The 25,611-nt window shown below is 63.3% G+C and carries 24 protein-coding genes; 9 read left to right on the top strand and 15 right to left on the bottom strand.

The genetic code is table 11. From position 1 onward, the window contains the following. Nucleotides 1-84: 84 nt before the first annotated feature. Nucleotides 85-843, top strand: coding sequence for an enoyl-CoA hydratase/isomerase family protein (locus tag R6U53_RS13345; RefSeq protein WP_410322865.1), 759 nt, complete (start codon nucleotides 85-87; stop codon nucleotides 841-843). Between the two features lie 71 nt (nucleotides 844-914). After that, on the top strand, nucleotides 915-1,316 hold the full coding sequence (locus R6U53_RS13340; protein ID WP_410322864.1) for an acyl-CoA thioesterase: 402 nt from the start codon (nucleotides 915-917) through the stop codon (nucleotides 1,314-1,316). Between the two features lie 17 nt (nucleotides 1,317-1,333). Here R6U53_RS13340 and R6U53_RS13335 read toward each other — a convergent pair whose 3' ends face one another. Both R6U53_RS13335 and R6U53_RS13330 read right to left on the bottom strand, forming a co-directional pair. Beyond that, nucleotides 1,334-2,263 (bottom strand): MaoC family dehydratase N-terminal domain-containing protein, encoded by a 930-nt coding sequence (locus tag R6U53_RS13335; RefSeq protein ID WP_410322863.1) that lies wholly within the window; start codon nucleotides 2,261-2,263, stop codon nucleotides 1,334-1,336. A gap of 24 nt (nucleotides 2,264-2,287) precedes the next feature. Continuing rightward, on the bottom strand, nucleotides 2,288-3,127 hold the full coding sequence (locus tag R6U53_RS13330) for an MBL fold metallo-hydrolase (protein WP_410322862.1): 840 nt from the start codon (nucleotides 3,125-3,127) through the stop codon (nucleotides 2,288-2,290). A gap of 93 nt (nucleotides 3,128-3,220) precedes the next feature. On the opposite strand from R6U53_RS13330, the gene R6U53_RS13325 reads away from it, so the two are divergent. The 4 genes from R6U53_RS13325 to R6U53_RS13310 all read left to right on the top strand — a co-directional run bounded on the left by R6U53_RS13325 (nucleotide 3,221) and on the right by R6U53_RS13310 (nucleotide 6,855). After that, entirely contained in the window at nucleotides 3,221-3,577 is a 357-nt protein-coding gene (locus tag R6U53_RS13325) for a nuclear transport factor 2 family protein (RefSeq protein ID WP_410322861.1), read from the top strand. A 65-nt stretch (nucleotides 3,578-3,642) separates the two neighbouring features. Further along, nucleotides 3,643-4,638, top strand: a complete 996-nt coding sequence (locus R6U53_RS13320; protein ID WP_410322860.1) for a TIGR03617 family F420-dependent LLM class oxidoreductase — start codon at nucleotides 3,643-3,645, stop codon at nucleotides 4,636-4,638. Between the two features lie 60 nt (nucleotides 4,639-4,698). Beyond that, on the top strand, nucleotides 4,699-5,094 hold the full coding sequence (locus tag R6U53_RS13315; RefSeq protein WP_410322859.1) for a PaaI family thioesterase: 396 nt from the start codon (nucleotides 4,699-4,701) through the stop codon (nucleotides 5,092-5,094). An 87-nt stretch (nucleotides 5,095-5,181) separates the two neighbouring features. Then, nucleotides 5,182-6,855, top strand: coding sequence for an aldehyde ferredoxin oxidoreductase family protein (locus R6U53_RS13310; RefSeq protein WP_410322858.1), 1,674 nt, complete (start codon nucleotides 5,182-5,184; stop codon nucleotides 6,853-6,855). Between the two features lie 13 nt (nucleotides 6,856-6,868). On the opposite strand, the gene R6U53_RS13305 is transcribed toward R6U53_RS13310, so the two are convergent. Both R6U53_RS13305 and tcuA read right to left on the bottom strand, forming a co-directional pair. Then, a complete protein-coding gene (locus R6U53_RS13305) occupies nucleotides 6,869-8,002 on the bottom strand; it encodes an acyl-CoA dehydrogenase family protein (RefSeq protein WP_410322857.1) in 1,134 nt (377 codons plus the stop codon). A 271-nt stretch (nucleotides 8,003-8,273) separates the two neighbouring features. Further along, nucleotides 8,274-9,677 carry an FAD-dependent tricarballylate dehydrogenase TcuA gene (gene tcuA / locus R6U53_RS13300; protein WP_410322856.1) on the bottom strand — a complete coding sequence of 468 codons (1,404 nt, stop codon included), beginning with the start codon at nucleotides 9,675-9,677 and terminating at the stop codon, nucleotides 8,274-8,276. A 229-nt stretch (nucleotides 9,678-9,906) separates the two neighbouring features. On the opposite strand from tcuA, the gene R6U53_RS13295 reads away from it, so the two are divergent. Beyond that, nucleotides 9,907-11,700 (top strand): hydantoinase B/oxoprolinase family protein, encoded by a 1,794-nt coding sequence (locus R6U53_RS13295; RefSeq protein WP_410322855.1) that lies wholly within the window; start codon nucleotides 9,907-9,909, stop codon nucleotides 11,698-11,700. Beyond that, nucleotides 11,697-13,760, top strand: coding sequence for a hydantoinase/oxoprolinase family protein (locus tag R6U53_RS13290; RefSeq protein WP_410322854.1), 2,064 nt, complete (start codon nucleotides 11,697-11,699; stop codon nucleotides 13,758-13,760). The genes R6U53_RS13295 and R6U53_RS13290 overlap by 4 nt, the downstream gene beginning before the upstream one ends. A gap of 86 nt (nucleotides 13,761-13,846) precedes the next feature. Here the strand turns inward: R6U53_RS13290 and R6U53_RS13285 are convergent, their stop codons facing one another. The 5 genes from R6U53_RS13285 to R6U53_RS13265 all read right to left on the bottom strand — a co-directional run bounded on the left by R6U53_RS13285 (nucleotide 13,847) and on the right by R6U53_RS13265 (nucleotide 18,007). Continuing rightward, nucleotides 13,847-14,740, bottom strand: a complete 894-nt coding sequence (locus R6U53_RS13285) for an alpha/beta fold hydrolase (protein WP_410322853.1) — start codon at nucleotides 14,738-14,740, stop codon at nucleotides 13,847-13,849. After that, on the bottom strand, nucleotides 14,737-15,120 hold the full coding sequence (locus R6U53_RS13280) for a hypothetical protein (protein ID WP_410322852.1): 384 nt from the start codon (nucleotides 15,118-15,120) through the stop codon (nucleotides 14,737-14,739). The genes R6U53_RS13285 and R6U53_RS13280 overlap by 4 nt, the downstream gene beginning before the upstream one ends. A 79-nt stretch (nucleotides 15,121-15,199) precedes the next feature. Beyond that, nucleotides 15,200-15,658 carry a MaoC family dehydratase gene (locus tag R6U53_RS13275; protein WP_410322851.1) on the bottom strand — a complete coding sequence of 153 codons (459 nt, stop codon included), beginning with the start codon at nucleotides 15,656-15,658 and terminating at the stop codon, nucleotides 15,200-15,202. Nucleotides 15,659-15,707: 49 nt separating this feature from the next. Beyond that, nucleotides 15,708-16,490 (bottom strand): SDR family NAD(P)-dependent oxidoreductase, encoded by a 783-nt coding sequence (locus R6U53_RS13270; protein WP_410322850.1) that lies wholly within the window; start codon nucleotides 16,488-16,490, stop codon nucleotides 15,708-15,710. Between the two features lie 422 nt (nucleotides 16,491-16,912). Then, nucleotides 16,913-18,007 carry a zinc-binding dehydrogenase gene (locus R6U53_RS13265; protein WP_410322849.1) on the bottom strand — a complete coding sequence of 365 codons (1,095 nt, stop codon included), beginning with the start codon at nucleotides 18,005-18,007 and terminating at the stop codon, nucleotides 16,913-16,915. Nucleotides 18,008-18,131: 124 nt separating this feature from the next. On the opposite strand from R6U53_RS13265, the gene R6U53_RS13260 reads away from it, so the two are divergent. After that, the gene (locus R6U53_RS13260) at nucleotides 18,132-19,568 is read left to right on the top strand and encodes an FAD-dependent oxidoreductase (RefSeq protein ID WP_410322848.1); all 1,437 of its coding nucleotides are present in this window, start codon (nucleotides 18,132-18,134) and stop codon (nucleotides 19,566-19,568) included. Between the two features lie 6 nt (nucleotides 19,569-19,574). On the opposite strand, the gene R6U53_RS13255 is transcribed toward R6U53_RS13260, so the two are convergent. The 6 genes from R6U53_RS13255 to R6U53_RS13230 form a co-directional block, all read right to left on the bottom strand. Beyond that, entirely contained in the window at nucleotides 19,575-20,342 is a 768-nt protein-coding gene (locus tag R6U53_RS13255; protein ID WP_410322847.1) for an MBL fold metallo-hydrolase, read from the bottom strand. Nucleotides 20,343-20,392: 50 nt separating this feature from the next. Next, on the bottom strand, nucleotides 20,393-21,553 hold the full coding sequence (locus R6U53_RS13250; protein ID WP_410322846.1) for an NAD(P)/FAD-dependent oxidoreductase: 1,161 nt from the start codon (nucleotides 21,551-21,553) through the stop codon (nucleotides 20,393-20,395). Nucleotides 21,554-21,560: 7 nt separating this feature from the next. Next, nucleotides 21,561-22,691, bottom strand: coding sequence for an NAD(P)/FAD-dependent oxidoreductase (locus R6U53_RS13245; RefSeq protein WP_410322845.1), 1,131 nt, complete (start codon nucleotides 22,689-22,691; stop codon nucleotides 21,561-21,563). Nucleotides 22,692-22,740: 49 nt separating this feature from the next. Then, nucleotides 22,741-23,478 (bottom strand): polysaccharide deacetylase family protein, encoded by a 738-nt coding sequence (locus tag R6U53_RS13240; protein WP_410322844.1) that lies wholly within the window; start codon nucleotides 23,476-23,478, stop codon nucleotides 22,741-22,743. An 84-nt stretch (nucleotides 23,479-23,562) separates the two neighbouring features. Then, complete coding sequence (locus R6U53_RS13235) at nucleotides 23,563-24,546, bottom strand: LLM class flavin-dependent oxidoreductase (protein WP_410322843.1); 984 nt, start codon at nucleotides 24,544-24,546, stop codon at nucleotides 23,563-23,565. Nucleotides 24,547-24,767: 221 nt separating this feature from the next. Then, the gene (locus R6U53_RS13230) at nucleotides 24,768-25,538 is read right to left on the bottom strand and encodes an IclR family transcriptional regulator (RefSeq protein ID WP_410322842.1); all 771 of its coding nucleotides are present in this window, start codon (nucleotides 25,536-25,538) and stop codon (nucleotides 24,768-24,770) included. Nucleotides 25,539-25,611 lie beyond the last annotated feature (73 nt).

Below are 25,611 nucleotides of genomic sequence, written 5' to 3'. Positions count from 1 at the left end.
TTGTGTTGCCCGATCGTTCGGGCGCGTCGACCCCGCTCCGACGCCGGGCGGAACACCGAAGTGGGTACCACCGAAACGGTCGTCATGGCATCCGACAACGTCCTCGTCGACCGGACCGACGGCCGCGTCGACATCACGCTGAACCGGCCGGGAAAATCGAACGCCATGACCGGCGGTATGTACGTCCGTCTCGGCGAGATATTCGATGAACTGGCCGACGAGGAGGTGTCCGTCGTCACGATTCGCGGCACCGAGGGGAACTTCTCCGCGGGCGTGGACATGTCCGACGTTCCCGAGTGGGCCGAGATGAATCCCCTCGACGTTCGCGATCTGCTCGAACCGGTCCACGAGGCGCTCCGAACCATCGAGTCGCTCGATGCGCCAGTCGTCGCCGCACTCGAAGGCCACGTTCTCGGCGGCGGGCTCGAACTCTCGGTGGCGTGTGACGTCCGCATCGCCGACACGACCGCGCAGTTCGGCCTTCCCGAGTCGACGATGGGCCTCGCGATGGACCTCGGCGGGGCGCAGAAACTCCCCGGTATGATCGGCGAGGGGATGACGAAGTACCTGATCATGACCGGCGAGTCGATCGACGCCGAGCGGGCCCACGAGGTCGGGCTGATCGAGGAACTCCACGAACCGGACGCCTTCGACGACGCCGTCGACGCCCTCGCCGAAACGCTGGCTTCGAAACCCGCCTACATTCACGGGCTCGCCAAACGGCAGGTCCACTCCGTCCGACCGCCGAACCTCGACGAGTCGATGCGGCAGGCGATCCACCACGCCATCGCGGCGTACCAAGAACCCGAGACGAAACGCCGCGTCGAGGAGTTCTTCGAGTAGCGCGATCGGCGGTTCCCGTCTTGATGACATTGGGGAGCAACACTAAGGTTCTCCCTCCGGCTACCGAACGTATGGTCTACGAGTTCGACTGGAAACTCCGAGCCGCCGACACGGATTTTTCGCGGCGTGTATACACCCCGGCGGTGCTCGATTACACGGTTCGCGCGATAAACCAACTCATGGAGGACATCGACCACTCCGCCTACCAGATTCAACAGCAGGACGGCCTGTTGTACCCGATCGCGCACGCCGAGGTCGAGTACCTCGAAGCGATACTGGTCGGCGATCTGGTCACGATCTCGCTTTCGCACACGATCGGCGGCTCTTCGATTACGTTCGAGGCGGTCGGTCGTCGTGACGGAGTGGACGTCTTCGAGGCGGAGGTGGTCGTCGTCTTCGTCGACGACTCCGACGGCAGTTCCGTTCCGGTTCCCGAGGAGGTCCGAACTCGGCTGGACTCCGGTGACTTCTAACCGCGGATCGACGCCCGTTATCGCTCCGGGTCGGCAACTGCGGTCGCGCTCCCCGAGAGGACGCGCCGCCCCTCCCGCGTCGTGGCGACGAGATCGATATCGACGAGCGGCGTCCCGCCGTCGGATCGCTCCTTCGCAATCGCCCCTGACACGACGACGGCTTCGCCCGGATTGACGATGTCATCGAACCGAGCCCGGTACTGTCGGATCGATCCGACGCCGAACCGATCGGTGAGAGGCCGCGAGGCGATGCCGGCGGTCAACATCCCCTGGGCGAACACCGTCTCGAAGCCGCACGATCGGGTGTACGGCTCGTCGAAGTGAAGCGGCGTGAAATCGCCGCTCGCGCCCGCGTATCTGACGAAATCCCGTCGGTCGAGGTCCTTCGAGACGAGTCTCAGATCCCCATCAGCGTCCGGCGTTTCGGTCTCCGGTGAATCGCTCGACTCGGCCAACACGTCCGCCCCCTCCGTCTCGATGTACGTGCTCCGAACCGTGACGATCGGTCGCCCCGATCGATCCTCGAAGACCTCTTCGATCTCTGCGAACGTCATCTCGCCGCCCCGTTCGCCCTCGTGGCGGCGCACGTCGGTGAGCGTGGCCGTCGCCGAGAGCACGTCGCCGACGACGGCCGGGGCGTGATACTCGTAGGCCTCCTCGCCGTGCAGCGTCGTCGTCGGATCCAATTCGAGCCCGAATCCGCGTGGCTCGACGAACTCCGGTGGCCGATAGCGTGGGAACTCCGCGATGCGGGTGAAGGTGAGCGGTGCCGGAACGTTCTCGAAGCCCCGTTCGCGAGCGATTTCCGCGTCCCGGTAGATCGGATTGTCGTCGCCGATCGCGGCCGCGAACTCCGCGACCTTTCCGGCTTCGATTCGTAGCCCCTCGGCGGTCCGAACGGACGTTCCGATCATCGATTCGCGCTCGTCGAACGTCTTTTTTGCCATGGTGTTCGGTCCCGTCACGCGAATTTAAATCGTCGTTTTCGTGAGCACTTCGGAGTCGCCGATCTCGTAGGAGCGAGCCTCCCCCCAGTCGGTCTCGACGATCTCGTACTCGCGCTCGCCCGCCGCGATCTCTCGAAGCCCGTCGAGTAACTCGTCTACGATCCCGAGGTCGTCCCCGGAAATCGGCTCGTTGTGGCTCGTCGCGAGGACGTCGAACGCGCCGTCGTCGCGCAGTTCCTTGAGGCGCGCCATCGAGTCGACGTAGGCTTCGAGATCGCAGTCCTCGAACATGATGTAGAGGTTGTGATCGAAGTGAATCACGTCGCCGCCGTAGAGGGTCTTCGTCGCCGGATCGAGGAGGCCGAAGTGGCCGGGCGCGTGGCCCGAAAATTCGATCACCTCGAGTGAGCGATCGCCGAGGTCGATCAGTCCGTCGGCGGGAAGCGGGTCGGCGTCGGCGGGGTCGATCGTGTGTTCGTCCGGGGCGAGATCGCCGGGGAGTTCGTTGCCGGCGTCGACCCACCGGTTCGTGAACTGCGTCGGGCGGTGGACGAACTCGTCGGAGAGGCTGTCGATTCGGATTCGGCCGTCCGGCGGGAGTTCGAGCGGGCTCACGAGCACGTCGTCGAACTGGCTGGCCGCGCCGATGTGGTCCCAGTGCGTGTGCGTGACGACGAGCGTTATCGGCGTGTCGACGAGGTCCGTGACCAATCCGCGGAGGTCCCCGACGCCCGCGCCGGCGTCGACGAGCACTGCCCGGTCCTCCCCTTCGATGAGAAACATTCCGTAATCGTCGGCTTCGAGTATGGAATAGCTTTTATCGGTGATTCGTGACACGTCGTACCACTCGTCGGTCGCATTCATACCGGACGTTCTCGATGGGGGATAAAAAAAGGGAACGTATGCGTTCCTCAACACACGGTTCATTTTAAGCCGCTGCGCGAAGATCGCTCTACCATGCCGACCGACACCAGAAACGAGCTGATCGACGCGTACTTCGCCGCACTGGACGAGACGGATCCCGAACTCGCCCGCCCGGCGCTTTCGGACGACTTCGTCTACGAATCGTTGGCCGGCCCGCTGGAGGGGTTCGACGGTCTGGCGGCCTACATCACCGACCACCGGTCCGTGACGGATTCGACCCACGACGTGCAGCGACGGATCCACGACGACGACGTTTCCGTGACCGCCGGCGTGGTGACGGGTACGGGTCCGGACGGCGACCCGGCAGAGGCGGCGTTCTGTGACGTGTTCGAGTTCGACGACGCCGACGAGGCGATCGAGCGGATCACCGTCTACATCAACGACTCATAGGTCGACCGGGTCGATTCGACGGCTTCCACGCCAACCTATTTTACACCACCGGCGGTACCACGTGTATGCGAATCGACGCGTACACGCCGTCGCCGGAGATCACGGAGATCGGTGACATCGCTGCCGCCGCCGAGCGAATGGGATTCGACGGCTTCTGGGTCACGGAGACGAAGCGCTCGCCCTACACGCTGTTGACGGCCGCCGGCTCACGAACCGACGACATCGATATCGGATCGGCCATCGCCGTGGCGTTCCCGCGAAGCCCGATGGTGACCGCCTACACCGCGAGGGACATCCAACAGCTCACCGGCGGTCGCTTGCTTCTCGGTCTCGGCGCACAGGTCAAAGGCCACATGGAGCGGCGCTTCTCGGTCGAGTTCGAGTGGGAGAAACCGGGCCCGCGCCTTCGTGAGTACGTCCAGGTGCTCAAACACCTGTGGGACGTCTGGGAATCGGGCGGGGAGGTCGACTTCCGCGGCGACTTCTACGAGATCACGCTCTGCCCGGAGGATTTCCGGCCGGAGCCGTCCGGCGACGCCCCGCCGGAGATCTACGTCGCCGGCGTCAACCCGTTCAACCTCAAACTCGCGGGCGATCTCTGTGACGGATTGCACATTCACCCGATCAACTCCCCCGAGTACATCGAGGAGGTCGTCGTTCCGAACGTCGAGAAGGGGGCGGCGATCGGCGATCGCGACCCCGACGAGGTGACGCTGTCCGCACAGACGTTCGCCATCACCGGACGGGGGGAGGAACGCGAGAAGGCCCGAGAAGCGGTCCGCCAGCAGATCGGCTTCTACGGCTCGACGCGGACGTATCGAACGATCTTCGACGTTCACGGCTGGGGCGACGTCTCCGATACGCTCCACGACCTCTCGACCGCGGGACGGTGGGACGAACTCGGCGAGCACGTCACAGACGAGATGCTCGAGGCGTTCAGCGTCGAAGCCGACTGGCCGGATCTCCGGGCGGCGCTGGAGGAGCGCTACGAGCACGTCGACCGCGTCTCGCTGTACACCCCGTTCGACGGCGGGGATCGGTGGCGACACCTCCTCGAGTGATCGATCTCCAGCCGGGGCGACGGAAACGATTTAACGTCCCGGGACGGGAGTTCGATACCGATGCCATCGAACCCGCCGGAGTTCATCAACGGAATGCCCATGACCGAGTTTCTCGGCATGGAGATCACCGACGCCGAAGACGGTCACGCGAGAGCCCGGCTTCCCTTTCGAGAGGAACTCACGTTCAACACCGGTCGATTCGTCACGATGCACGGTGCGGCGAGTTTCGCGCTCGCCGACAACGTGGGTGCCGCAGCCGTAATGTCGCAGTTCGAGGAAACACGCCCGGCGTTCACGATCGACCTGCGGATCGACTACCTCGCCGCGGCGACGAGCGATCTGACCGCCGAGGCGGAAGTGCTTCGATTCGGCGGCTCAGTCGCTGTCGCCGACATCATCGTCGAGGACGAGGAGGGTGAAGCGGTCGCCGTCGCACGGGGTAGCTTTCGGACCTGATAGACCGCGATCGGGGCGGCCACAGGGCGCCTACTGGATCTCGCCGTCGTATCAACATTTATCGGGTCGCGGAACGGAACCCCGTGTATGCTACACAATCCGAGCCCGCTGTTGACGGTCGACCTGGAGGGGTCGACGACCGTGGAGACGGATATCGAGGACGCTTCGAAGCGATACATCGGGGGACGTGGGCTCGCCACGAAGCTCGCTCACGACCGCACGCCCTTCGATGCCGACCCGCTCGGCCCGGAGAATCGGCTGATATTCACCACCGGTCCGATGCAGACCGCGACGATGAGCTTCACCGGCCGGATGAACTGTACGGCCGTTTCGCCGCTCACGGACGGGCTCGTCTCCTCGAACGCCGGTGGCTTCATGTCGCGGAACTTCGCCGACACGGGCTACGGCGCGATCGAGTTCACCGGTCGCGCCGACGAACTCACGATCGTCCACGTCACCGACGAGGCCGTCGAGTTCGAAGCGGTGCCCGACCTCGAGGGTGCGACCGTTCCCGAGACGGCCGCATACCTCGAATCCGAACACGGGATCGAGAGCGACAAGACGGCGATCGTCGGCCCGGCCGGCGAAAACGAGGTCCGGTTCGCCTCCATCATGACGACAGAGGAGCGCGCGTTCGGTCGCGGCGGGCTGGGCGCTGTCATGGGCTCGAAGAATCTCAAGGCGCTCACCGTCGAGGGCGACTCCCGCCCGGAGATCGAGATTCCAGCCACGCAAATGGAGATTCACCGCGAGGCGGCCACGGACGACCACATCATGAAACGCCAAGGGACCGTCGCCGTGATGGATCTCGCGAACGAAATCGACGGCCTCCCGTCGTACTACTTCTCCGAGCAGTCTTTCGAGGGCGTCGAGGGGATCAACGGCGACGCCGTAGAGATGAAAAAGTACAAGAAGGGGACCTGTTCGTCCTGTGCGTTCGCCTGCAAACTCCCGACGCGCGACGAGGAGCGCGGCGTCGAGACTGAGGGGCCCGAATTCGAGGTGGCGATGGCCTTCGGCTCCAACAGCGGCGTCGACGACATCGTCGACGTGATGATCTCGAACGAACTCTGCGACCGCTACGGGCTCGATTCGATCTCGGCCGGCAACACGATCGCCGCCTACCTCGACAGCGAGGACGAGTTCGGGAACACCGAACTCATCCACGATCTCGTCGAGAAGATCGCCCACCGCGATGGGATCGGCGACACGCTCGCGGAGGGGATCGATCGGGCGCACGAGGAGCTGGGCGTCGGGAACTGGTCGGTCAAGGGGATGGACTTCGCAGCCCACGAGGGCCGCGTCCTCCATGGGCAGGCGCTCTCATATGCCGTCGCGAATCGCGGTGCCGACCACATGTACGCGACCTTCTACTCAGTCGAGTACCCGCTCGTCGAGGCCAGCGAAGCGATGGAGCCGACGGGCATGGACGGCAAGGCCGAACGCCTCATCGAACGGGAGAACCTGATGGCGCTCAACGACAGCGGTATCGTCTGTAAGTTCTCCCGCGACTATATGAACCAAGAGCGATACGAGACGCTCTTCGGCGCGGACTTCGAGGACCTGCTCGACGTCGGCGCGCGGACCGTCACGCTCGAACGACACTTCAACAACCGGCGTGGCTTCGACGATTCGGACGATGTGCTTCCGTACGAGGTCCCCGAACTGGACCGCGGGATCGAGGAGTACTACGAGCTCCGGGGGTGGGACGACGGCGTCGTTCCCGACGAGGCACTGCCGGACGATCCGGTCGCGGCGTAGGATCCGAAAGCGGCTATTTCTCCCCGTAGACGGCATCAGCGAGCGTGTTTCGGTGCAGTTCGTTCGGCCCGCCGGCGATAGTCAACAGCCGCGCGTCCCGAAGGTACCGCTCGATGTCCTTCGAAGCCGTGTAGCCGACGCCGCCGTGGAGCTGGAGCGCCTCGTTCGTGACCTCGACGGCAGTTTCCGTCGCGTCTATCTTCGCCATCGCGAGTTCGCGTTTCGAGTCGCCGCCGCGATCGGCCAGATCAGCGGCCCGCAGCGTCAGCAATCGCGCGACATCGACGTTTCCGGCCATCTCCGCGACCCGCCATCGGACGCCCTGAAAGTCCCCGACCGACCGGCCGAACTGCTCGCGGTCGGCCGTGTACTCGATCGTATCCTCGAGGGCGGCCCTGGCGATCCCCACCGCTCTGGCGGGGACGTTGACGCCGTTGTAGACCGTTCCGCGCTCGATCGCGGCCGATCCGACCTCGCCGACGCGACGCTCGTCGGGCACTCGCACGTTCGAGAGCGTGACCCGCGGTGATTTGAGCGCTCGCGCGCCGAGGGTGTCCCAGACGTGGTCGACCTCGAACTCGTCGGACGGAACGAGAAAGGCGCTCACGTTTCGGGGCGCGTCGGCGTCGGGTCCGGTCTTCGCGTACGTGAGGACGTAGTCCGCGTCGAAGAAGTTCGTCACCCAGCGCTTGTGGCCGTCGATGACCCACTCGTCGCCGTCGTGCTCGGCGGTCGTCTCCATCCGGCTCTTGTCGCTGCCGGCGTCGTCCTCGGAGTAGCCGAGCGCGCCGACGGTGTCGTAGCTCGCCATCTCGGCGAGCAGTTCGTCTTTCAGTCCGTCGGTGCCGAACCGTTCGACGACCGTGGCGACCCCCAGATGCAACGCGAGCGCGCTCGCGACCGGCATCATGGCCGTCGAGAGCTCTTCGATCGCGATGACGAGTTCGACGAGCCCCGCCCCTTCCCCGCCGTACTCCTCGGGGAGAGTCAGCCCCGTCAATCCCATCTCGCCCAGGTCGTCGAGCACGCCGTCGGGGAACTCGCCGGTGCGGTCGCATTCGGCCGCGATCGGAGCGATCTCCTCGGCCGCGAACGACCGCACTTCCTCGCGCAGCGCCCGTTGAACGTCCGTCGGTTCGAATCGCATGTCGAGGGCTTCGCCGCCGCCCATGAAAAACGTGCGGGCGGATACGCTGGCCCCCGGCGACGCTGATCGTGACGACCGACCCCGATTCCGGGACGACGCTCGGGGAGGCCATCGAGCCCATGCGGACGACCCCCCCGACGCGGCGTCCGATGAGACGTATCCCTCCGAGGTCGATCGATCTGTCGTAATCGTGAAGCGGGTTATTCGACGACTCCCGACCTCCATGACGTCAGTAACGAGGGAAGAACGGAACCGCTCTCGGATCGATGTGTCAGTTCCGACGATCGTCAACCGCGTTTTCGGCGGCGATTTTCCCGAATACGGCGGCGTTCGTGAGGCCGGTCCCACCGGGGTAGTTCCCGTAGAACAGCCCGCCGGTCGCATTGCCCGCGCCGTACAGCCCCGGAATCGGATCGTCGCGGGTGTCGAGCACCTCGGCGTCCGTGTTGGTCGCGACGCCGCCGAAGGCGAACGTCATGCCGCCCGTGACCGGGTAGCCGGTGTACGGCGGCTCGTCGAGCGGGAGCGCCCAGTTCGACTTCGGGAGATCGAGCCCGTCGGTGGCGTTGCCGTCGAGGCTGTTCGCGTCGTAGCTGTCTGCGGCGTCCGGATCGCAGGCCGCGTTGTACGCCTCGACCGTCTCGACGGTCTTGTCGACCCTCTCGATCCCGAGGCGGTTCGCGAGCGATTCGATCGAATCGCCGGTGATAGCCCGCGAGGGCCCCATGTGTGCGACGTCGTCAACGACCTTCGAGTCGACGACGATGAACGCTTCGTGGTAGGGCTGTTCGAAGATCCGGCGGCCGAACTTCGCGTAAGTGTGCGCCCGAGAGTCCTGTCCCTCGTCGACGAACCGCTCGCCGTCGTGATTGATGATGAGCCCGTACTGGTAGCCGTCGATGCGGGTGATCCCGCCCTCGACGTCCGGCGACCCGGCGTCGATGAGCGCCATGTGCGCATCGCCCCACTCGCCGTCGGACTTCGCGCCGACGTCCATCGCGGCCTCGATCGCCTCGCCGGTGTTGTACCGGCTGCCGCGGACCTTCATGTTCCCGTAGCCGGGGCCGTAGTACCGGGTTCGTTTCTCCTTGCTGGACCCGTAGTCACCGGCGGCGAGAATGACGGCGTCGCCCTCGAAGCGCGTCGCCTCGCACCCGACCCTTGCGTCGACGCCGACGACGCGGCCGGCGTCGTTTCGGACGATCGAGCGGGCTTCGGCCTCGTAGAAGAACTCGCCGCCCTCGTCTTCGACCAACTCGACCAGCTCGTCGACGAACTGCTCGCCGTCGAGCCAGACGCGGCCCGCGGTGTAGCCGGGATGCGGCGCTTGATACTCCCAGTCGATGCCGTGCTCGGTCATCCACTCGAAGGTCTCCGCGGAGCCGTTCGCGACCTTGTCGGCGAGATCCGGGTCGGCCCGATAGTCGGTGACGTTCATGATGTCGGTGTAGAAGTCCGAACTCGTGTAATCGGGGACGTTGAACTCCACGTCGAGATCGATGTCCGCCGCGGGGATGCGGAACGATTCGGTGAATCGCGTGTGTCCGCCGCGGTGTTTCTTCGGCGACTTCTCGAGGATGCACACCGACGCGCCCAGTTCCGACGCCCGAAGCCCGGCCGTGAGTCCGGCGACGCCACAGCCGACGATGACGATGTCGTAGCGTTCTTCGTTCATGATCTCTTCCACCGCCGTTTGCGACGGATCGATATTGGGGATGTCACGTTGGGTATTGGACGCACCTCGCACACTTAACGGCTTCGTAGCCGGTGGACGTCGTCCCCCGACCGGCTCCACCAGCCGTGTAGTGTCGACGGCGTTGTCTCGGTGTATCGGATCCCGAACCTCCACCGGTAGACTGCGGTAAACAAAAGGATAAATACGACTATTGCTATCGTTCAGCAAGATGAACGCCGAACGAGGACCGAATGTAGATTATGGAATCGATCCGTTCGAAATGAGCGTGCTCTCGAAAAAATTCGAGATGGCCACCCGTGAAGTCTCACAGGTGCTGAAAAAGTCTGCCCGATCGGGCGTCATCGCACAGGCGAGAGACTTCTCGTCCGGCTTCACCCTCTTCGATGGACGCCAGTTCATGATCGATGAAGGACTCCCCGTGCACGCTGCGAATCTGCATTTAACGCCGGAATATATCCTTGAGCATTTCGACCATATCTCTCCCGGTGATTGTTTTCTCACCAATTCGCCGTACGCCGGCTCAACACACCACGCCGACTATACGCTATCCGTCCCGGTGTTTTATCAGGACGAACCGCTGTTTTGGGTGATAAACCGAGCCCACCAGGCCGATGTCGGTGCACCGGAACCAACGACGTACCCGGCCAAAGCAGAGAACATCTACCAAGAGGGTCCTCACTTCCCGGCTGTTCGTATTCAAGAAGACTTCGAGGATCGTACGGATATCGTCCGAATGATAGCACTCAACGTCCGTCTCGGTGAAACGCAGTGGCTCGGTGACTACCGGGGACAAGTTGCCGCAGTACGCAAAGGAGAAACGCGTCTCGAAGAGATCTGTGAGGAGTATGGCGTCGACCGAATCCGAGATTTCGTCGATGCGTGGCTCGAATACGGAAATCGAATGATGCGAAAGCACATCGCCGACCTTCCCGAACGGGATCTCGAATACTCGGCGTATCACGATCCGATCCCGGGCGCTCCAGATGGGGTCGAGGTTCGGGTGAAATTATCCATCGATCCGGACGCGGAACAAATATCGGTCGATCTCACGGAAAATATGGAAGCGGTTCCGTCGGGATTCAATCTCTCCGAAGCGACAACGACGGCCGCCGTGTATGCGGGTATTTTCAATAACCTCGACACGGATATCCCACACAATCACGGTGCCATCGAACCGATTCAGATCGAGATGGACGAGGGGAAAATAATCGGCAAACAGACGTATCCTGCCGGAACCGCGGTCGCGACCACCGAGGTCTGTCACGTGCTGATCAATGCGGTGCAGGCTGCCTTCGGTGAGCTCGGGGAGCCACACGGACTGAGCGAGGCGACGACCGGTATCCTCGACTATCCCGTGATTTCGGGGGTGGACTTTCGCCGCGACGACGAAGAGTATATCAATCAGATATTTCTCACTGCTGGCGGCGGACCGGCTGGCTTCGAGTACGACGGGTGGTTGACTTACACGTCGCCAGGCGGCGGTGCAGTTCCGAACCGCGACAGTATCGAACTCGACGAGGGGAAATTCCCGATCCTCGTCAGGAGGAGTGAACTTCGCCCCGATTCGGAAGGGGCAGGCAAGTGGCGCGGAGCCCCCGGATCGATCAACGTGATAGAACCTCGACAACGCTCGATGAACCTGGCGTACACGGGAAACCACCGCGATTCTCCCGCTCGCGGAATCCTCGGTGGCGGCGAGGCTGCGTTCTCACGGCTTCGGAAAATCACGGGCGACGGACGCGAAATCGACCTCCCGTATTTCGGCGTCGAGGCGATCGGGCCGAATGAGACGGTTGTAATCGAAGACTCCGGATCCGGTGGATACGGCGATCCGTTTTCCCGGGACCGCCGTCGAGTGCTGGCGGATGTCAAGAATGGGTTGATTAGCCCCGAACGAGCGCGTACGGCGTATGGCGTTGCGATTTCCGAAACCGAGACTCGATTCGAAATAGACGAGGAAACGACACGCTTGCTTCGCGACGAGCAGAGGGAAACGCGATGACGTATCGAATCTGCGTCGACGTAGGTGGAACGTTTACCGACCTGTATATCCGGAGCGACTCCGGTAACGCGGACTCGTTCAAGACGTCGACAACGCCGGAGGACTTTACTCGGGGGATCATCGACAGCGTCGAAAAAGTAGCAGACAGCTACGACGTGACTGTTCGGGAGCTACTCGCAGACACGGAGCAGTTCGTTCACGGAACGACGGTTTCGACCAACGCGATTATCGAGGGGACCACCCAGGAGACGGCGCTGATTACGACGGCGGGCTTCCGTGATATCCTCTGGCTTCGCCCTGAAATCGAAAAAAACACCTACGAGTGGCGTCCGTTTCCGGACCCGTTCGTGGCCAGGGAGTCGACGTACGGCGTTACCGAGCGAACGACTGCCGAGGGCGATATCGAAACGAAACTCGATGAAACACAGCTTCAGGATATCATCGAACAGATCCGCGACGACGACGTTACCGCCGTCGCAGTCTCGCTGTTGTGGTCGCATACGAACCCCGCTCACGAGAAACGGATCGGGGAACTGCTGGACGATCTCGCACCAGATGTACACTACGCGCTCAGTCACGAAGTCAATCCCACGATCCGGGAACACCGACGAACGTCTTCGACCGCGCTAGACGCCGCGGTGTACGAGCTGGTGAACTCCTATCTGTCACGTCTTTCGAACGAACTCCGGTCCCGAGGGTTCGAGGGCGATCCACTCATCATCACCGCAAACGGTGGGGTGATGGGAAGCGAGGAGGTCGCCGACAGGCCGATCTGGACCGTCGACGCTGGCCCCACGATGCTTCCCGTCGCCACCCGGCAATTGGCGACGAACGAACTCCATTCGAACGATGTTATCGCGCTCGATATGGGCGGCACCAGTCTGGATATGTGTGTCGTCACCGATGGATCGATCCCCCGTAGTACGGATGCGGTCGTCGGTGACCACTACATGCTCGGGATCGATAAAGTCGGGATAAAGAGTATCGGTTCCGGCGGCGGCTCTATCGCGTGGGTTGACGACGGGAATCTCCTTCGAGTCGGACCTGAAAGCGCCGGTGCCGATCCCGGGCCGGTGTGTTATCGCCACGGGAACGAATCGCCCACAGTCACCGATGCCGCACTCGTTCTCGGCTATTTGAACCCCGACTATTTTCTGGGTGGCGAGATGAAACTCGACCGACGAGAAGCCGAGCGAGCTATTCGAGAGCGCATCGGATCCAGACTGGGTCTGACCGCACTCGAAGCTGCTTACTCTATCTACGGAACCACGATCCAAGACATGGTAAACGGTATCAAAACCGTGACCATAGAACAGGGAATCGATCCACGGAACTACGTCCTCAGCGGAGGCGGCGGTGCGCTCGGAACGTTCGTGGTCGAACTTGCCCGTCAACTACAGATCGACGATATCGCGCTTCCGAAGGACGCTGGCGTCGTCAGTTCGATCGGTGGACTGTCCTCGGACATTCGCCGGGACTTCGTTTCGAGTGTCTTCACCGACAGCGAGCACTTCGACCACGACGGGGTCAACGGCACGCTCACCGAGCTCGAATCGGACGCTCGAGATTTCTTCGATCGGGCCGGAATCAAACAAGCGGAGCAGTCGCTGTCGTTTTACGCTGATGCTCGATATCCACAACAGATGGACGAACTTCAGATCGAGCTCCCGGCTTCACGGATCCGGACCGATGACGAACAGCGGCTTGTCGAGCGGTTCCACGACCGACACGATTCCACGTTCGGATACGCCATGCCCGAGGAGAGTGTCGAGTTTCTCAAATGGCGAGTCGATGCGAGGGGATCGACCGACGGTGGAGAATCGCTCTCAACGCCCGTTTCGTCGATGTCCGACGCCTCCGGTCCGGCACTATACTCCAAACGGGAGGCATACTTCGGACGGTCCTTGCTAGCCTGTCCCGCCTATCGCTCTGAGCGACTCACGACCGGTCGTTCGATCGAAGGCCCGGCGTTCATCGACGATCAAAACACCACGATAGTACTTCCACCGGATAGTGAGGCAACGATAACCGACGCAGGCAACTATCTCATCCGGACATAACGCCTTTGTTCTCGGTCAGTCTGAGGATCTCTTTCCCTCGGTTGGCCACTGCAATTTTCGCCTCGATCAACGTGCGGATCGGTTCGTTATTTCTCGACGATCTCGTCGGCGATCGGATACAGGTACTCGCGGAACGCCTCGGGATTTTCGACCGGCGGAAAGTGGCCCATCCCGTCCATGATCTCGATCGTCGCGCCGTCGATCCGCTCGGCCACGCGTTCTGTGTCCTCAGGTCGGCCGGAGAAGTCGTACTCGCCTGTCAGCAGGTACACGCCGCACTCGTCGGTGTCGATCTCCTCGACCCGCTCTCTGGCGTCCCACTCGCGGGCGTAAAAGTCGATGTCGCCGGCGTAGACGCCGTGGCCGGCCTGACTGTAGATCCACCACGTCTCGCGTTTGTTGTGCTCGGGACTTTGCGGGGCCTGCAACCCGAGGATCCACTCCGGTCTGAACACCTCCTGGTCGACCTTCGGGTGCGTGAGGATGTCCTGTAAGTCGTCGATGTAGCCCCGATCGCTCGGGACGAAGTCGGTCGTCTCGAGGCCGATCACCGCCCGCACCTCCTCGGCGTACGTGCTCGCCAACTCGAGGATGATCTCACCGCCCATCGAACAGCCCATCACGACCGGGTCCTCGAGTTCGAGCGTCCGCGCGAGGTGAACGATGAACCCCGCGTAGAAGTCCGTGGTGAGTTGATAATCGCGCTCCCACCACCGATCCGCCAGCGGCGGATAGCTCCGCCCGTGCCACGGCATGTCGAACGCGTAGATGGTGAACTGCTCGCGGAGCCGCTCGTCGCAGAGCAGGTGGCGGTACTCCCTCGAATCCGCACCCGCGGTGTGGAGTACGAGCAGCGGGATGTCGCCGTCTCCGGCGATCTCGTAGAACGTTCGGTAGGTCTCGTCGTCGTATTCGAGCCACACGTATCGTCCCTCGATCGGGTCGTGGTGGCCGTTCTCGACGTCCTCGCCGAGCGTCATCGGCGCACCTCACCGAACACGGCGACGAGATACTTCAGGGGTCGCCAGTGTTGGATCGCAGTCAACACGTCGCCCTCGATGGTCATGTCATGTTGGGTCCAGACGCTCCGGAGGTCGTTGTAGAACGGCGGCGGCGATTCCGAGAGGAACGTCTCCCAGGTGTCCATCGGGGCCCGCACGGCGACATCCCAACGCGAAAACGCCGTCGCGTCCCGGACCGATCGAACAGTTCCACCGCCGAGTTCGAACGCGTACGCGTCCTCGCCGAAATCGAAGCGAACGGTCGCATCGAACTCCCGGGCTATCCGCGCGAACTCCGCGTCGTCGTTCACCGTCGCCGCTACCGCCTGTGCCCATCCGTCGCTTGGAAACTCGGCCATGCTCGTCCCGTTCGAAACCGGTGGTAATAGTTCTCAGGGTCAGTCGTGACCGTCGCCCGATCGACGGCCGCCCCCGAGATCACTCGGCAGCCGATCGCCGCCGAACGATGTTGTAAGATCGCACTGTCATCACCTCGGTGTCGCCGGTGTAGATGTGTCGCTCGAACTCGACGTAGCCGCGGTTGTCGTGGCTCTCCGACAGCGTTTTTTCAATCACTTCGACCTCGACGCGGAGCGTCTCGCCCGGGCGAACCGGCTCGTGCCATCGGAGATCGTCCATCCCGATTCCGCCCATGTTCGCCAAGCCGTCGTCGCAGTTGACGAAATCGGTGACGAACAGCCGAACCGACAGACACAGCGTGTGGAGCCCGCTCGCGACGAGTTCGCCGAACACAGACTCCTTCGCGGCGTCTTCGTCGGTGTGAAACGGCTGTGGGTCGAACTGCTCGGCGAAGGTGATGATTTCGTCTTTCGTGACCGTGTACTCGCCCACCTCGTACCGGTCCCCGATCGACAGATCCTCGAAATATATCGTCATTGTCCGTCGTAGCGCCGTTCGAATATTGGTTCTTGGGGTCCCTTCCCGCTCAGATGATCTGGTAGCCGCCGTCGACGTAGAGTTGTTCGCCGGTCACGTAGGAGGCCGCGCCGCTACACAAAAACAGGGCAGCCGAGGCGATCTCCTCGGGTTCGGCGGCACGACCGAGCGGGACCGGCTTCATGATCTCTCCCGATTCGACGGCCTCCCGGACGCCTTCCGGCCCCGACGCCGAAAGCTGCGTCGCGGTGAATCCGGGCGCGATCGCGTTCACGCGAATGCCGTGCTCGGCGAGATCGAGGGCGGCCGTCCGGGTGATCATCCGAACCGCGCCCTTCGATGCGTCGTAGCTGATGTGGTCGTGCAGCGAGTGTTCGGAACTTATCGAGGCGGTGTTGAGAATCGCGCCTTCGACCTCCCGGTCGATCATGTCCGCGGCGGCGTACTGGCAACCCAAGAGGACGGCTCGTGCGTTGATCGCCTGAACGCGATCGTACTCCTCGGGCGTCGCTTCCAACAGCCCCTTACGGGCGATAATCCCGGCGTTGTTGACCATCACGTCTACCCCGCCGTAGTCGCGCGCCGCCTCGACGACCGACGCGATTCGGTCGGGATCGGAAACGTCCGTCTCGACGAACGCCGCGGTTCCGCCCGCGTCCTCGATCGCGACGTGGGTCGGATCGGAGCCACCTCCCGGTTCCGAGTCGACATCCGCGATCAGTACCGTCGCCCCGGCGTCCCCGAAGTCCCGTGCGATCCGCCGCCCGATGCCCGAGGTCCCGCCCGTGACGATCACGGTGTCCCCGTCGAAATCGTACGCTACCTTTGACATGTTCGGTGGGTCGTCGACGGGCGTATTAAACCTGCCTCCGCTTCCGACATCGACTATCCTGGCATCGGCCCGCCGGTATAATGAGCATCGTGTCCGAATATCTCGAACACGATGGTGAGGAAGTCGGACCGCACCCATAGGTTCGCTCCTCGGGCCGAGGCCGGACGGGTCTATGCCAACGAGCGACTCACAGGCGGCGTCGAAATCCTCTCTGACGGGTACGAACGGGCCCGTTTCGGCCTCGAGAACGTTTCGAGGTGATCGAGGGATACCCACGACGAAGGTCGTCCGTTCAAAAAATCGGTCGTTGGAACGGGCCTTACCGTCGTTTCCCGGGATTTCGTATCTCCGGGTATCCCGGACGATCCGCGCACTCGCGCGAACCGTTCACTGAGGCGAAACGCGTATCGCGTATCGCCCCCTCAGTGTGGCAGCAGCGTCGCCCGAGTGACCTCGCGGCTCTCGGAGCGTTCTAGCGCCTCCGAGACGTCGAGGAGGTCGAATTCCGTGTCGATCAGCCGGTCGTACGGGTAGTCCTCGGCGTGCTCGTCGAGGAACTCGAGGGCGAGTCGCAGATACCACGGATCGTACCGAACGACGGGCTGGATCTCGATCGCCCGCCGCGTGAGCAATCCGGGGTCGAACTCAGTGGTGTGGCCCGGGCTGACGTTACCGACCTCGAGGTACCGGCCGCCCCTTCTGACGAGGTGGATTCCCTCCGAAAAGGCCGGAGGCACGCCCGCGACCTCGATACCGACGTCGGCACCGACGCCGTCGGTCAGCTCCTTGACTCGATCGGCGCGCGCCTCGACGGTTTCGTACTCCCGGAAGTCGATCGTGTGATCGGCGCCGAACGCCTCGGCGCGCTCCAGTCGGCGATCGATCCCCTCGATCACGACCACGTTCGCGCCGCGCTCTTTCGCCACGGCGATGGCGTTGAGTCCGAGCCCGCCGGCCCCCTGAACGACGACCGTCTCGCCTTGGGAGAGATCGACCTTGTCGATCCCGAAGATCATCTGCGACAGCGCGCAGTTCGCGCCCGCGGCGACGTTCTCGTCCAACCCGTCGGGTATCTTGTAGAAGTACTGGTCGGGGTTGATGTAGTAGTGCGTCCCGAAGGTACCGTGGAAGTGCGGCGGCTCTTCGGGCGACTTAGACCAGTGTTTGTACGCGTTTTCACAGAGGTTGAACTGCCCGTTCTGACAGGCCGGACACTTTCGACACGTAATGAAGTACGCCGGGGCGACCAGATCGCCCGGTTCGATCGGATTTCCTGCGTAATCCGTCTCGACGCCCTCACCTATCTCTTCGACTCGACAGAGCGCCTCGTGCCCGAGCGCGCCGTCTTTGACCTCCGGGTGATGTCCCTTCCAGATGTGGAGTTCGGACCCGCAGACGTTCGCCCGCTCGACCTCCGTGAGCACCGCCCCGGGCTCCGGATCGGGGACGGGATACTCCTTGATCTGTACGTTCTCCGGCTCCACCATGTACGCCAACTTTCCGGTTCGTTCTGCCATGGTTCCCCGCTCGTAGCGTTCCCTATTCAACCTACTGCCGGCGGTCGGTGGCAGTCGATCTTGAGGATCGAACCGCTCGCGAGTCCGGGGCTACAGCTAAGTGTACTCGATGGATTGATGCGATATGACCCATCCGGATGCAGCGGAAACGACTGACGTGATCGTCGTCGGCGGCGGCGGAGCCGGACTCGCCGCCGCGCTGTCGGCGCGCGAACTCGGAGCCGACGTGCTCCTTCTCGAGCGCACCGGCGACCTCGGCGGTGCGACCGCGATGTCGATCGGGAGCTACTCGGCGACCGGAACCGAACTGCAGGCCGACGCAGGCATCAGAGATTCCGTCGACGCACACGTCGAGGACATCGGGAAGTTCGTCCGCCAAGCGATCGAGTCGCCGCGCCACCTGAACCTCGATCGACAGGGTGCTCTCCTGGAAAAAGACGACCTCGCTCTCCGTCGGGCGATGGTCGAACGCGGCGCCGAGACGTTCGAGTGGCTTCGCCAGCGGGGGTTGCGGTTCGACGGTCCCTACCCCGAACCGCCACACCGCGTCCCGCGAATGCACAACGTCCAACCCGATACGGAGGCGTACGCCGAGGTGCTGGGCGAGGCCGTCCGGGAGGCGGGCGTCGACGTTCGAACCGACACGACGGTCTCCGGTCTGTTGACCGATGGCGGCGAGGTCGCCGGTGTTCGAACGGAGGACGGCACCGAATTCGGATCTCTCGGCGGCGTCGTTCTCACAACTGGCGGATTCGTGGCCGACCGAGAACTCAGGCGGACGTTCACGACGGATCACCATGCGCCACAGGTCAGCGAGCACGGCTCCGGTGCGGGCCATCGGATGGCGAGAAACGTCGGTGCGAAACTCCGAAATATGGACCTGCAGTGGCTGTCGTTTCGGGTCGGCGAGCCGCTGTGGACGGAGCCGAGCGTCCCCGCGTTGACCGACGCCGGGGCGATCCTCACGGATGGAAACGGCCATCGGTACGTGAACGAACTCTCGGACTACGACCAGCTGTTCTCGTCGACCCACATGGTGATCGACGGTGCCTGCTATCTCGTCTTCGACGCCGACGTCGCCGACTCGTTCTCGTCGTGGCCCGACTACGTTTCGACCTTCCCGGGATCGGCGTACGCCTACGTCGACGACTACGCCGAAACCGAGTATCTGGTTTCGGCGGCCGATCCGGCTGCGCTGGCCGACGCGGCCGGGATGGTTCCCGAGACGCTCGTGGCGACGATCGATCGGTACAACGATGCGGCGACCGGCGAACGGGTCGATCGATACGGCCGGCCGGAGTTTTCGGCCCCGCTCGACTCGTCGTCTTACTACGCGCTCGGTCCGATCCGTCCCTACTCGCTCATCACCGACGGTGGGGTCGCAGTGAACACGCGCTCGGAAGCGCTCGACGCGGAAGGGTCGTCGATCGACGGGCTGTACGCTGCGGGCGACACGGCGGCCGGCCCGCTCCGGCTCGGTCACGGCCACCACCACCTGTGGCTGTTCACCTCCGGCCGGACGGCCGGCCGCGAGGCGGCAGAGCGTCTCGACGGCGCCTGATCGACGCTATTCGAAGGACTGTTTGGAGCCGATCCCGCGGACCCCGTCCGGGAGCGCTCGGACGTCCGCTCGATCGCTCCGGATGCCGACGTGCGTCTCGCTGTCCGCGCCGAGTTGAAGCCGAACCGTGAGATCGACGTCGCCGCAGGGGGCCGCTTCGCCCGAGTCGGTAACGTAGAACGGAACGTCGTGGCCGGGGACGACGAAATCGAGGCGTTCGGCCAGCATGTCCAGCGTCTCGCGACCGATTCCGTCGTCGTAGATCGTGAACGGGTTTCGCGTCTCGAACTCGCGGACGTTCTTCACCGCGTCGCCGGTCAGCCCGTAGGTCATCCCATCGTCGATGAGATACGAGACGTGGTGCTCGACGTGGCCGGGGGTGTGGACCGCGTCGATCCCGTCTAGCACCTCGCCCTCGGTGAATCTGACGACGTCGCGTCCATCCAGCAGCCCCGTGACCGACCGGGATGTCGCCCAGTCGAACTCGCCGTTCTCGACGCGGGCGATCTCCGGTTCGTAGACGTGTATCGTCGCGTTCGAGAACAGGTCGACGTTGTCGGCGTGATCGAAGTGGAGATGCGTCAACAACACGTCCGTGACGTCTGCCGGATCGACACCCGCGGTCTCGAGTGCGTCCGTGAGCATCGGTCGGCGTGCGAGTGAGCCCGTATCGACGACCGTCTCGCCGTCGATCAGAGCGACCGACGACTGCCCGAGGTAGCCCTCGTCCGTGCGCCCCGGTATTCCGCCCAAGAGGAGATCGATCGTGACCATACTCGACCGTCGGGCGGATTCTACAAATAACTTCGTGGCCGGTCGGAGCACTACCGTGCGCCGTGAGAGTCCGCGTACCCGTCGAACCGACCGATCGAAACGTCCGCGTAATACCCCGTTGGGTCGTCGTCGATGAGTTGTCTGGTGACGATATCACCGATCGCGGGCGCGTACTGAATCCCCCGCGAGTGCAGCGCCGCGATCGTGAATCCGGGCCTCTCGGTCCAGCCGATGATCGGGTTCCCATCGGGCGTCCGGGAGGTGTGGGCAACGTCCTCGTGAACCACTTCGGCGCCCGAGAGGACCGGCATAACTGTCTCTACCGATTCGAGCATCGAACATTTGATCGATTCGGAGACGCCGGGAGTGTCGTTCGGGTCGACCACGTCCGCGGCGGCGTAGGGGTCTTCGGCCGGCTCGGCGTGATACACCAGAACGCGGCCGTTCGGGCGGCCTCGGAACGTAACTCCGGTTTCGACGTGGCGAATCTTCGGGAGCGTCCGGGTGAGCGGTTCGGGCGGCTCCAACTCCAGCAGGTGGAGTCGTTGCTGTCGGACTGGAATCTCGACGCCAGCCATCGCGGCGACTGCATTGTTCCAGGGGCCGGCCGCACAGACGACGGTTCCCGTATGTCGTTCACCGTCGGCTATCGCACCCTCGACCTGACCGTCCCGTACTGTGATGTCCGTTATCGCTGTCCCGGTCGCGATGGTCGCTCCGGCGGCCGCTGCCCGGTCCGCGAAGGCGTGTACGAGCGATTCGGGGGAACGGAAGTAGCCACCGTTCGGGCGATACAGGGCGGACTCAATCGATTCCTCTCTGATCTCCGGGACGACGAGCACGTCCCGAAGCTCCGACCCCTCGACGCACTCAGAGGGTGATCCCATCGGGTGCTCGCCGGCTTGTGTGCGTTTGATCGTCTCGCGCCCCGCTTCGGTCGTCGCAACGTGGATGACCTCCGTCGGTTCGTACCGCATATCCGACGAGTCGGCCATGAATTCGTTGTACAGCCGCTTTCCGTACCGCTTCATCCGGACTTGCGTCTCGTCGGTACCGTACTGGCGGAGCCCGAGACTCGACTTTCCGGTCGTTTCGCCCCCCAGCGTATCGCCCTTCTCGAACAGCGTCACCGATACCCCGTCTCGCCGGCTCAGATGATAGGCGACGCTCACTCCGACGATTCCACCTCCGACGATCAACACCGAACCCATCCGTCGATCAGTCCTCCATCCAGTCGCCGTCGAACCGCGAAGGCGAGACGACGTCGGCGTAGTCGGGTGGCGTTTCGTCCGTGAGATTTGCTGTGATGACTCGACCGGTCGCCGGCGCAAGCTGGATCCCCTCGGAGTTGAACGCGACGATCGAGAAGCCGTCGACGGCCGTCGGTCCGACGATCGGGCGGCCGTCCGGCGTGAGCGATCTGATCCCGACCCACTCCTCGACGATCTCGGCGTCCAGAAGCGACGGGAGAAACCGTTCGATCGCGTCGGTCATTCCCGACCGAACTTCGTCCGGGACCGTATCCGGAACCGTCTCGGGTTCGTACTCGGTGCCCGCATCGGCGTAGCTTCCGGGGGAGTGGCCGACCAACACCGTCCCGTCCGGCTGGCCGAGGAAGTAGTACCCCGACGCGCCGTGTTTGATGTTGGGGAGTGGGTGGGGTAACTCGGTCGTCGGCTCCAATCGAGCGATCGGGGCGAGCGTGTGTCGAAGCGGGAGTTCGAGTCCGGCGAGTCGGCCGACCGCGAGGTTCCAGGGGCCGGCCGCACAGACGACCCGCGTCGTCGGACATCGTTCCTCCGCGGTACGAACCGCAGCCACGCCCCCGTCGTCGGTTTCGATGTCCGCGACCTCGGTGTTCGACAGGAACTCGACGCCGTTTTCCCGGGCGCGCTCGACGAATTCGTGAGTGAGTTCGACGGGGCTGAATACTCCGGCGTTCGGGTTGTACAGCGCACCCGTGACGGCGTCGGTTTCGAGTTCGGGAACGAGGGCGACGTCTTCGAGTTCCTCGCCCTCGAAGTACGCACCGGTCGGCGGTTCGGCCGCGCGTAACGGGGCCGCGTGCTCGTCGTCCGTCGCTACCTCGAACCGGCCGATAAGCTGGTGCCTCGGGTTCGCTCTCGGTTCGGACAGAAATCCGTTGTATAGTCGCATACCGTATCGCTTCATCGGATCGAGCGCCGAATCACCCATCTGCCGAAACACCGCGGTCGACCGCGCTGTCGTCTCCGCCCCGACGGCGTTTCGCTCGAACACCGTGATCGACGCATCGGTGCGTTCGCTGAGGTGATAGGCCACGCTGGCGCCCGCGATCCCACCGCCGACGATCGCTATCGTCTCGTCCATACGCGCGCTTCGGAACCGACGACAATAAACGGTGTCACTTCGTCCCAACCTACTGGATTCGGACGGGGCGGACGCAATCGAGGACGACGCCGGTGCCGCCGGTCGCCAACTGGTCGGCGACGGAGACCGGTTCGACGGCGGCGATCCATTCTCCGAAGGCGTCGAGGCCGTCGTGGTACTCCACGACCGGCGGATGAAACAGGAAGGGTGCCTCGCCGTCATCGGCTTCCGAACGGAGCTGCGCCATCGCCTCCTCCGGGTCGTCGTTCTCTAGTCGTCTCGTATCGAACGGGGTGACGGGATCGAGCACTTCAACACCGTCCGGGTCTCGCTCGGGACGGCCCAGTATCCAGTCGAATCCGACTTCCTCGATGGCCGTGACCGCGCCCTCGCTCACCTTCAAAAACGGCACGAAGAATCCGGTGGGCGTGATTCGAGTAGCGTCTTCGATGGCGGCCAGCCCTGTGGTGATGGCGTCGTGGGCGTCGTCGTAGGAGAGGTCCGCATAGGTGTGGTGGCGGTGGGAGTGAAACGCGATCTCGTGGCCCTCGGTATCGAGTGTGTCGATGATCTCGGCCTGTTCGTCGGCGTCACGGCCGAGGAAAGCGAAGCTTCCGGACGCGCCGTTGTCCGCAAGCGTCTCCGAGAGCGCCTCGAAGTCCTCCAGTTCGTACTCGGCGACGCAGAACCACGCCCGCCAGCGGTGTTCGTCCGGAATCGGACCGTCAGTAAAGAGGCTCAACCACGTTTCGAACTCCCGCAATGTCGGTATCTCGGCTTCGCGCATGATTCTCTCGTACCGAGGGCGGCGAAACTATTGATCCTTCCCCCGGACGACCGTTTCTTCGCTCTCGGTGAATGGCCACCCGAGCTAATCGAACGCCGGGATGACTTCGTCGCCGAACAGTTCGATCTGTTCGAGCACGGTCTCGTGGTCCATCCCGCTGTGGTGGAACCGTAGCGCGAGGTGATCGAGCGGGATGCGATCGCGCATCGCCTCGATCTGTTCGATCACCGCTTCGGGGGTACCGACGAAGAAGCGTTCCTCCGCCAGTTGCTCGAAGTCGCGAACGTCCTCGGGATCCAACAGCGGATGCGAAAACGCGCCGCTGTACTCCGCCGCGTACGACGTGTGCAGGTATTTTTCGCCGAGCTTGACGGCTTCCTCGTGGGTTTCGGCGATGACAGCTTCCCGCATGAGCGGGTGGTCGAGGTCGTCCCACGCGTTCTCGTCGTCGATATAGGCCCGCTGTTTCTCCTTGCGCACCGCGAGTTCGTCGAGGTCAGCGACCACACCCGGGACCCACGCGTCGCCGAAGTTCACCGATCGGCCGATCTGCTTGTCACCCCAGCCGCCGACCCAGATCGGCGGTCGTGGCTGTTGTATCGTCCGCGGCATCGGTTCCCATTCCTCGACCGAAAAGAACGGGGACTCGAAACTGATCGGCTCCTCCGAAGTGAAGAACTCGTCGAGGAACCGAATCCCCTCGATCATCCGCCCAGCGCGTTCTCCCATCGGAACGTCGAGCGCTTCGAACTCCTTTTCGACGTAGCCGAGGCTGACACCGAGGGTGAGGCGGCCGTTCGAAATGACGTCGAGCATCGCCGCCTGCTGGGCGACGTGCAACGGATGATACAGCGGCAGGATCAACACGGACGTGACGAGTTCCAAATTCGTCGCCGTCCCGACGCTTGCGAGGCGCATCAGCGGCGCCGGCCAGTAGTTGTCGTCTTCGGTCACTTGGTGATCGTTGACCCAACACGACTCGAAGCCGAGATCCTCGGCGGTTCGACACTGTTCGTCGACGCCCTCCCAGCTAGCGCCTCCTTCGGTCGGGAATATTCCGAACTTCATGGGCGCCGTTTCGGCCTCTCGTATTTATATTTAGTTGACGGTGCCGACGGAACGTGCCAGCTGTGACTGCGAGATGGACTATCAGTTAGACCGCGCGTGCCGGTGGTGGAATATCAGTTATCATAGGTTTTCGCATTTCGCAAATACTAACAAATTTAATTATGTTATCACATATAGCGGCTGACGGTCCCCATATCTAACAGTAGTAATGCTGTTCGGAACTACGCGTACTCGATTTCGAGTTCGAGTTCGTTCGCCGTCCCGAGAATAACGTTCGGGACCTCTTCGTGGAGCCGTTCGTCTTTCATTCGGTGGGTTGGACCGGACACACTCAGCGCGCCGATAACGGATCCGTCCGGTCCTCGAACCGGCGCTCCGGCCGCGCGAACGCCACGAAGCTGTTCCTCCTTGTTGAACGCGATGCCGTCCCGCGCTCTGATAGCGTCGAGCTCCTCGAACAGGACCTCGGGATCGGTGATCGTGTTGCTCGTCCGCCGCGGTAGCCCGTGTCGTTCGATGATCTCCTCGACGCGGCGTCGCGGAAGGGCCGCGAGAATCGCTTTTCCGGCCGCCGTCCGGTGCAACCCCAGCCGCCGTCCGTCGCGAGAGAACGTCTTCACTGCGTGTTTACCCGACTTCGTGTAGACGTAGACCCCCTGCCCGTGCTCTTCGACGATGAAGTGTGCGCGTCCCCCCGTTTCTTCGGCCAGTTGTTCGACCTTCGATTCGGCGAGCGAAAAGTACTCGTTGCTCTTTCGAACGTGTTCGCCGAGATCGAGAAACATCAATCCGAGCCGGTACGTGTCCCCGTCCTTGATGACGTATCCGGCGTCCTCGAGCGTCGCGAGATGGCTGTAAACGGTGCTCGCTGCGAGATCCATCTCCTCGGCGAGCTCGGTCACGCGGGCGCCACCGACGTCCTTGAGCGCCTCGATGACGCGAAGTGACGTCTCCGTCGTGGCGAGCGTTCGGCGGTTGGGGGTTGCTGCCATAGATGGCAAATACCGGCGGGCGATATATAAAATCCCCGCCTCGCGAATCGACATATCCCGTATCCGCGTCGAG

The organism is Natronomonas sp. (assembly GCF_046483325.1).
Lineage (GTDB): Archaea > Halobacteriota > Halobacteria > Halobacteriales > Haloarculaceae > Natronomonas.
Note: the sequence above shows the minus strand (reverse complement) of the source record. Positions and strands in the feature narration are given on the sequence as shown.

What these genes read in the sequence shown, in the direction of transcription:
- R6U53_RS13345 (WP_410322865.1), top strand. Translation starts at nt 85, where the DNA reads ATGGCATCCGACAACGTCCTCGTCGACCGGACCGACGGCCGCGTCGAC.
- R6U53_RS13340 (WP_410322864.1), top strand. Translation starts at nt 915, where the DNA reads ATGGTCTACGAGTTCGACTGGAAACTCCGAGCCGCCGACACGGATTTT.
- R6U53_RS13335 (WP_410322863.1), bottom strand. Translation starts at nt 2,263, where the DNA reads ATGGCAAAAAAGACGTTCGACGAGCGCGAATCGATGATCGGAACGTCC.
- R6U53_RS13330 (WP_410322862.1), bottom strand. Translation starts at nt 3,127, where the DNA reads ATGAATGCGACCGACGAGTGGTACGACGTGTCACGAATCACCGATAAA.
- R6U53_RS13325 (WP_410322861.1), top strand. Translation starts at nt 3,221, where the DNA reads ATGCCGACCGACACCAGAAACGAGCTGATCGACGCGTACTTCGCCGCA.
- R6U53_RS13320 (WP_410322860.1), top strand. Translation starts at nt 3,643, where the DNA reads ATGCGAATCGACGCGTACACGCCGTCGCCGGAGATCACGGAGATCGGT.
- R6U53_RS13315 (WP_410322859.1), top strand. Translation starts at nt 4,699, where the DNA reads ATGCCATCGAACCCGCCGGAGTTCATCAACGGAATGCCCATGACCGAG.
- R6U53_RS13310 (WP_410322858.1), top strand. Translation starts at nt 5,182, where the DNA reads ATGCTACACAATCCGAGCCCGCTGTTGACGGTCGACCTGGAGGGGTCG.
- R6U53_RS13305 (WP_410322857.1), bottom strand. Translation starts at nt 8,002, where the DNA reads ATGCGATTCGAACCGACGGACGTTCAACGGGCGCTGCGCGAGGAAGTG.
- tcuA (WP_410322856.1), bottom strand. Translation starts at nt 9,677, where the DNA reads ATGAACGAAGAACGCTACGACATCGTCATCGTCGGCTGTGGCGTCGCC.
- R6U53_RS13295 (WP_410322855.1), top strand. Translation starts at nt 9,907, where the DNA reads ATGAACGCCGAACGAGGACCGAATGTAGATTATGGAATCGATCCGTTC.
- R6U53_RS13290 (WP_410322854.1), top strand. Translation starts at nt 11,697, where the DNA reads ATGACGTATCGAATCTGCGTCGACGTAGGTGGAACGTTTACCGACCTG.
- R6U53_RS13285 (WP_410322853.1), bottom strand. Translation starts at nt 14,740, where the DNA reads ATGACGCTCGGCGAGGACGTCGAGAACGGCCACCACGACCCGATCGAG.
- R6U53_RS13280 (WP_410322852.1), bottom strand. Translation starts at nt 15,120, where the DNA reads ATGGCCGAGTTTCCAAGCGACGGATGGGCACAGGCGGTAGCGGCGACG.
- R6U53_RS13275 (WP_410322851.1), bottom strand. Translation starts at nt 15,658, where the DNA reads ATGACGATATATTTCGAGGATCTGTCGATCGGGGACCGGTACGAGGTG.
- R6U53_RS13270 (WP_410322850.1), bottom strand. Translation starts at nt 16,490, where the DNA reads ATGTCAAAGGTAGCGTACGATTTCGACGGGGACACCGTGATCGTCACG.
- R6U53_RS13265 (WP_410322849.1), bottom strand. Translation starts at nt 18,007, where the DNA reads ATGGCAGAACGAACCGGAAAGTTGGCGTACATGGTGGAGCCGGAGAAC.
- R6U53_RS13260 (WP_410322848.1), top strand. Translation starts at nt 18,132, where the DNA reads ATGACCCATCCGGATGCAGCGGAAACGACTGACGTGATCGTCGTCGGC.
- R6U53_RS13255 (WP_410322847.1), bottom strand. Translation starts at nt 20,342, where the DNA reads ATGGTCACGATCGATCTCCTCTTGGGCGGAATACCGGGGCGCACGGAC.
- R6U53_RS13250 (WP_410322846.1), bottom strand. Translation starts at nt 21,553, where the DNA reads ATGGGTTCGGTGTTGATCGTCGGAGGTGGAATCGTCGGAGTGAGCGTC.
- R6U53_RS13245 (WP_410322845.1), bottom strand. Translation starts at nt 22,691, where the DNA reads ATGGACGAGACGATAGCGATCGTCGGCGGTGGGATCGCGGGCGCCAGC.
- R6U53_RS13240 (WP_410322844.1), bottom strand. Translation starts at nt 23,478, where the DNA reads ATGCGCGAAGCCGAGATACCGACATTGCGGGAGTTCGAAACGTGGTTG.
- R6U53_RS13235 (WP_410322843.1), bottom strand. Translation starts at nt 24,546, where the DNA reads ATGAAGTTCGGAATATTCCCGACCGAAGGAGGCGCTAGCTGGGAGGGC.
- R6U53_RS13230 (WP_410322842.1), bottom strand. Translation starts at nt 25,538, where the DNA reads ATGGCAGCAACCCCCAACCGCCGAACGCTCGCCACGACGGAGACGTCA.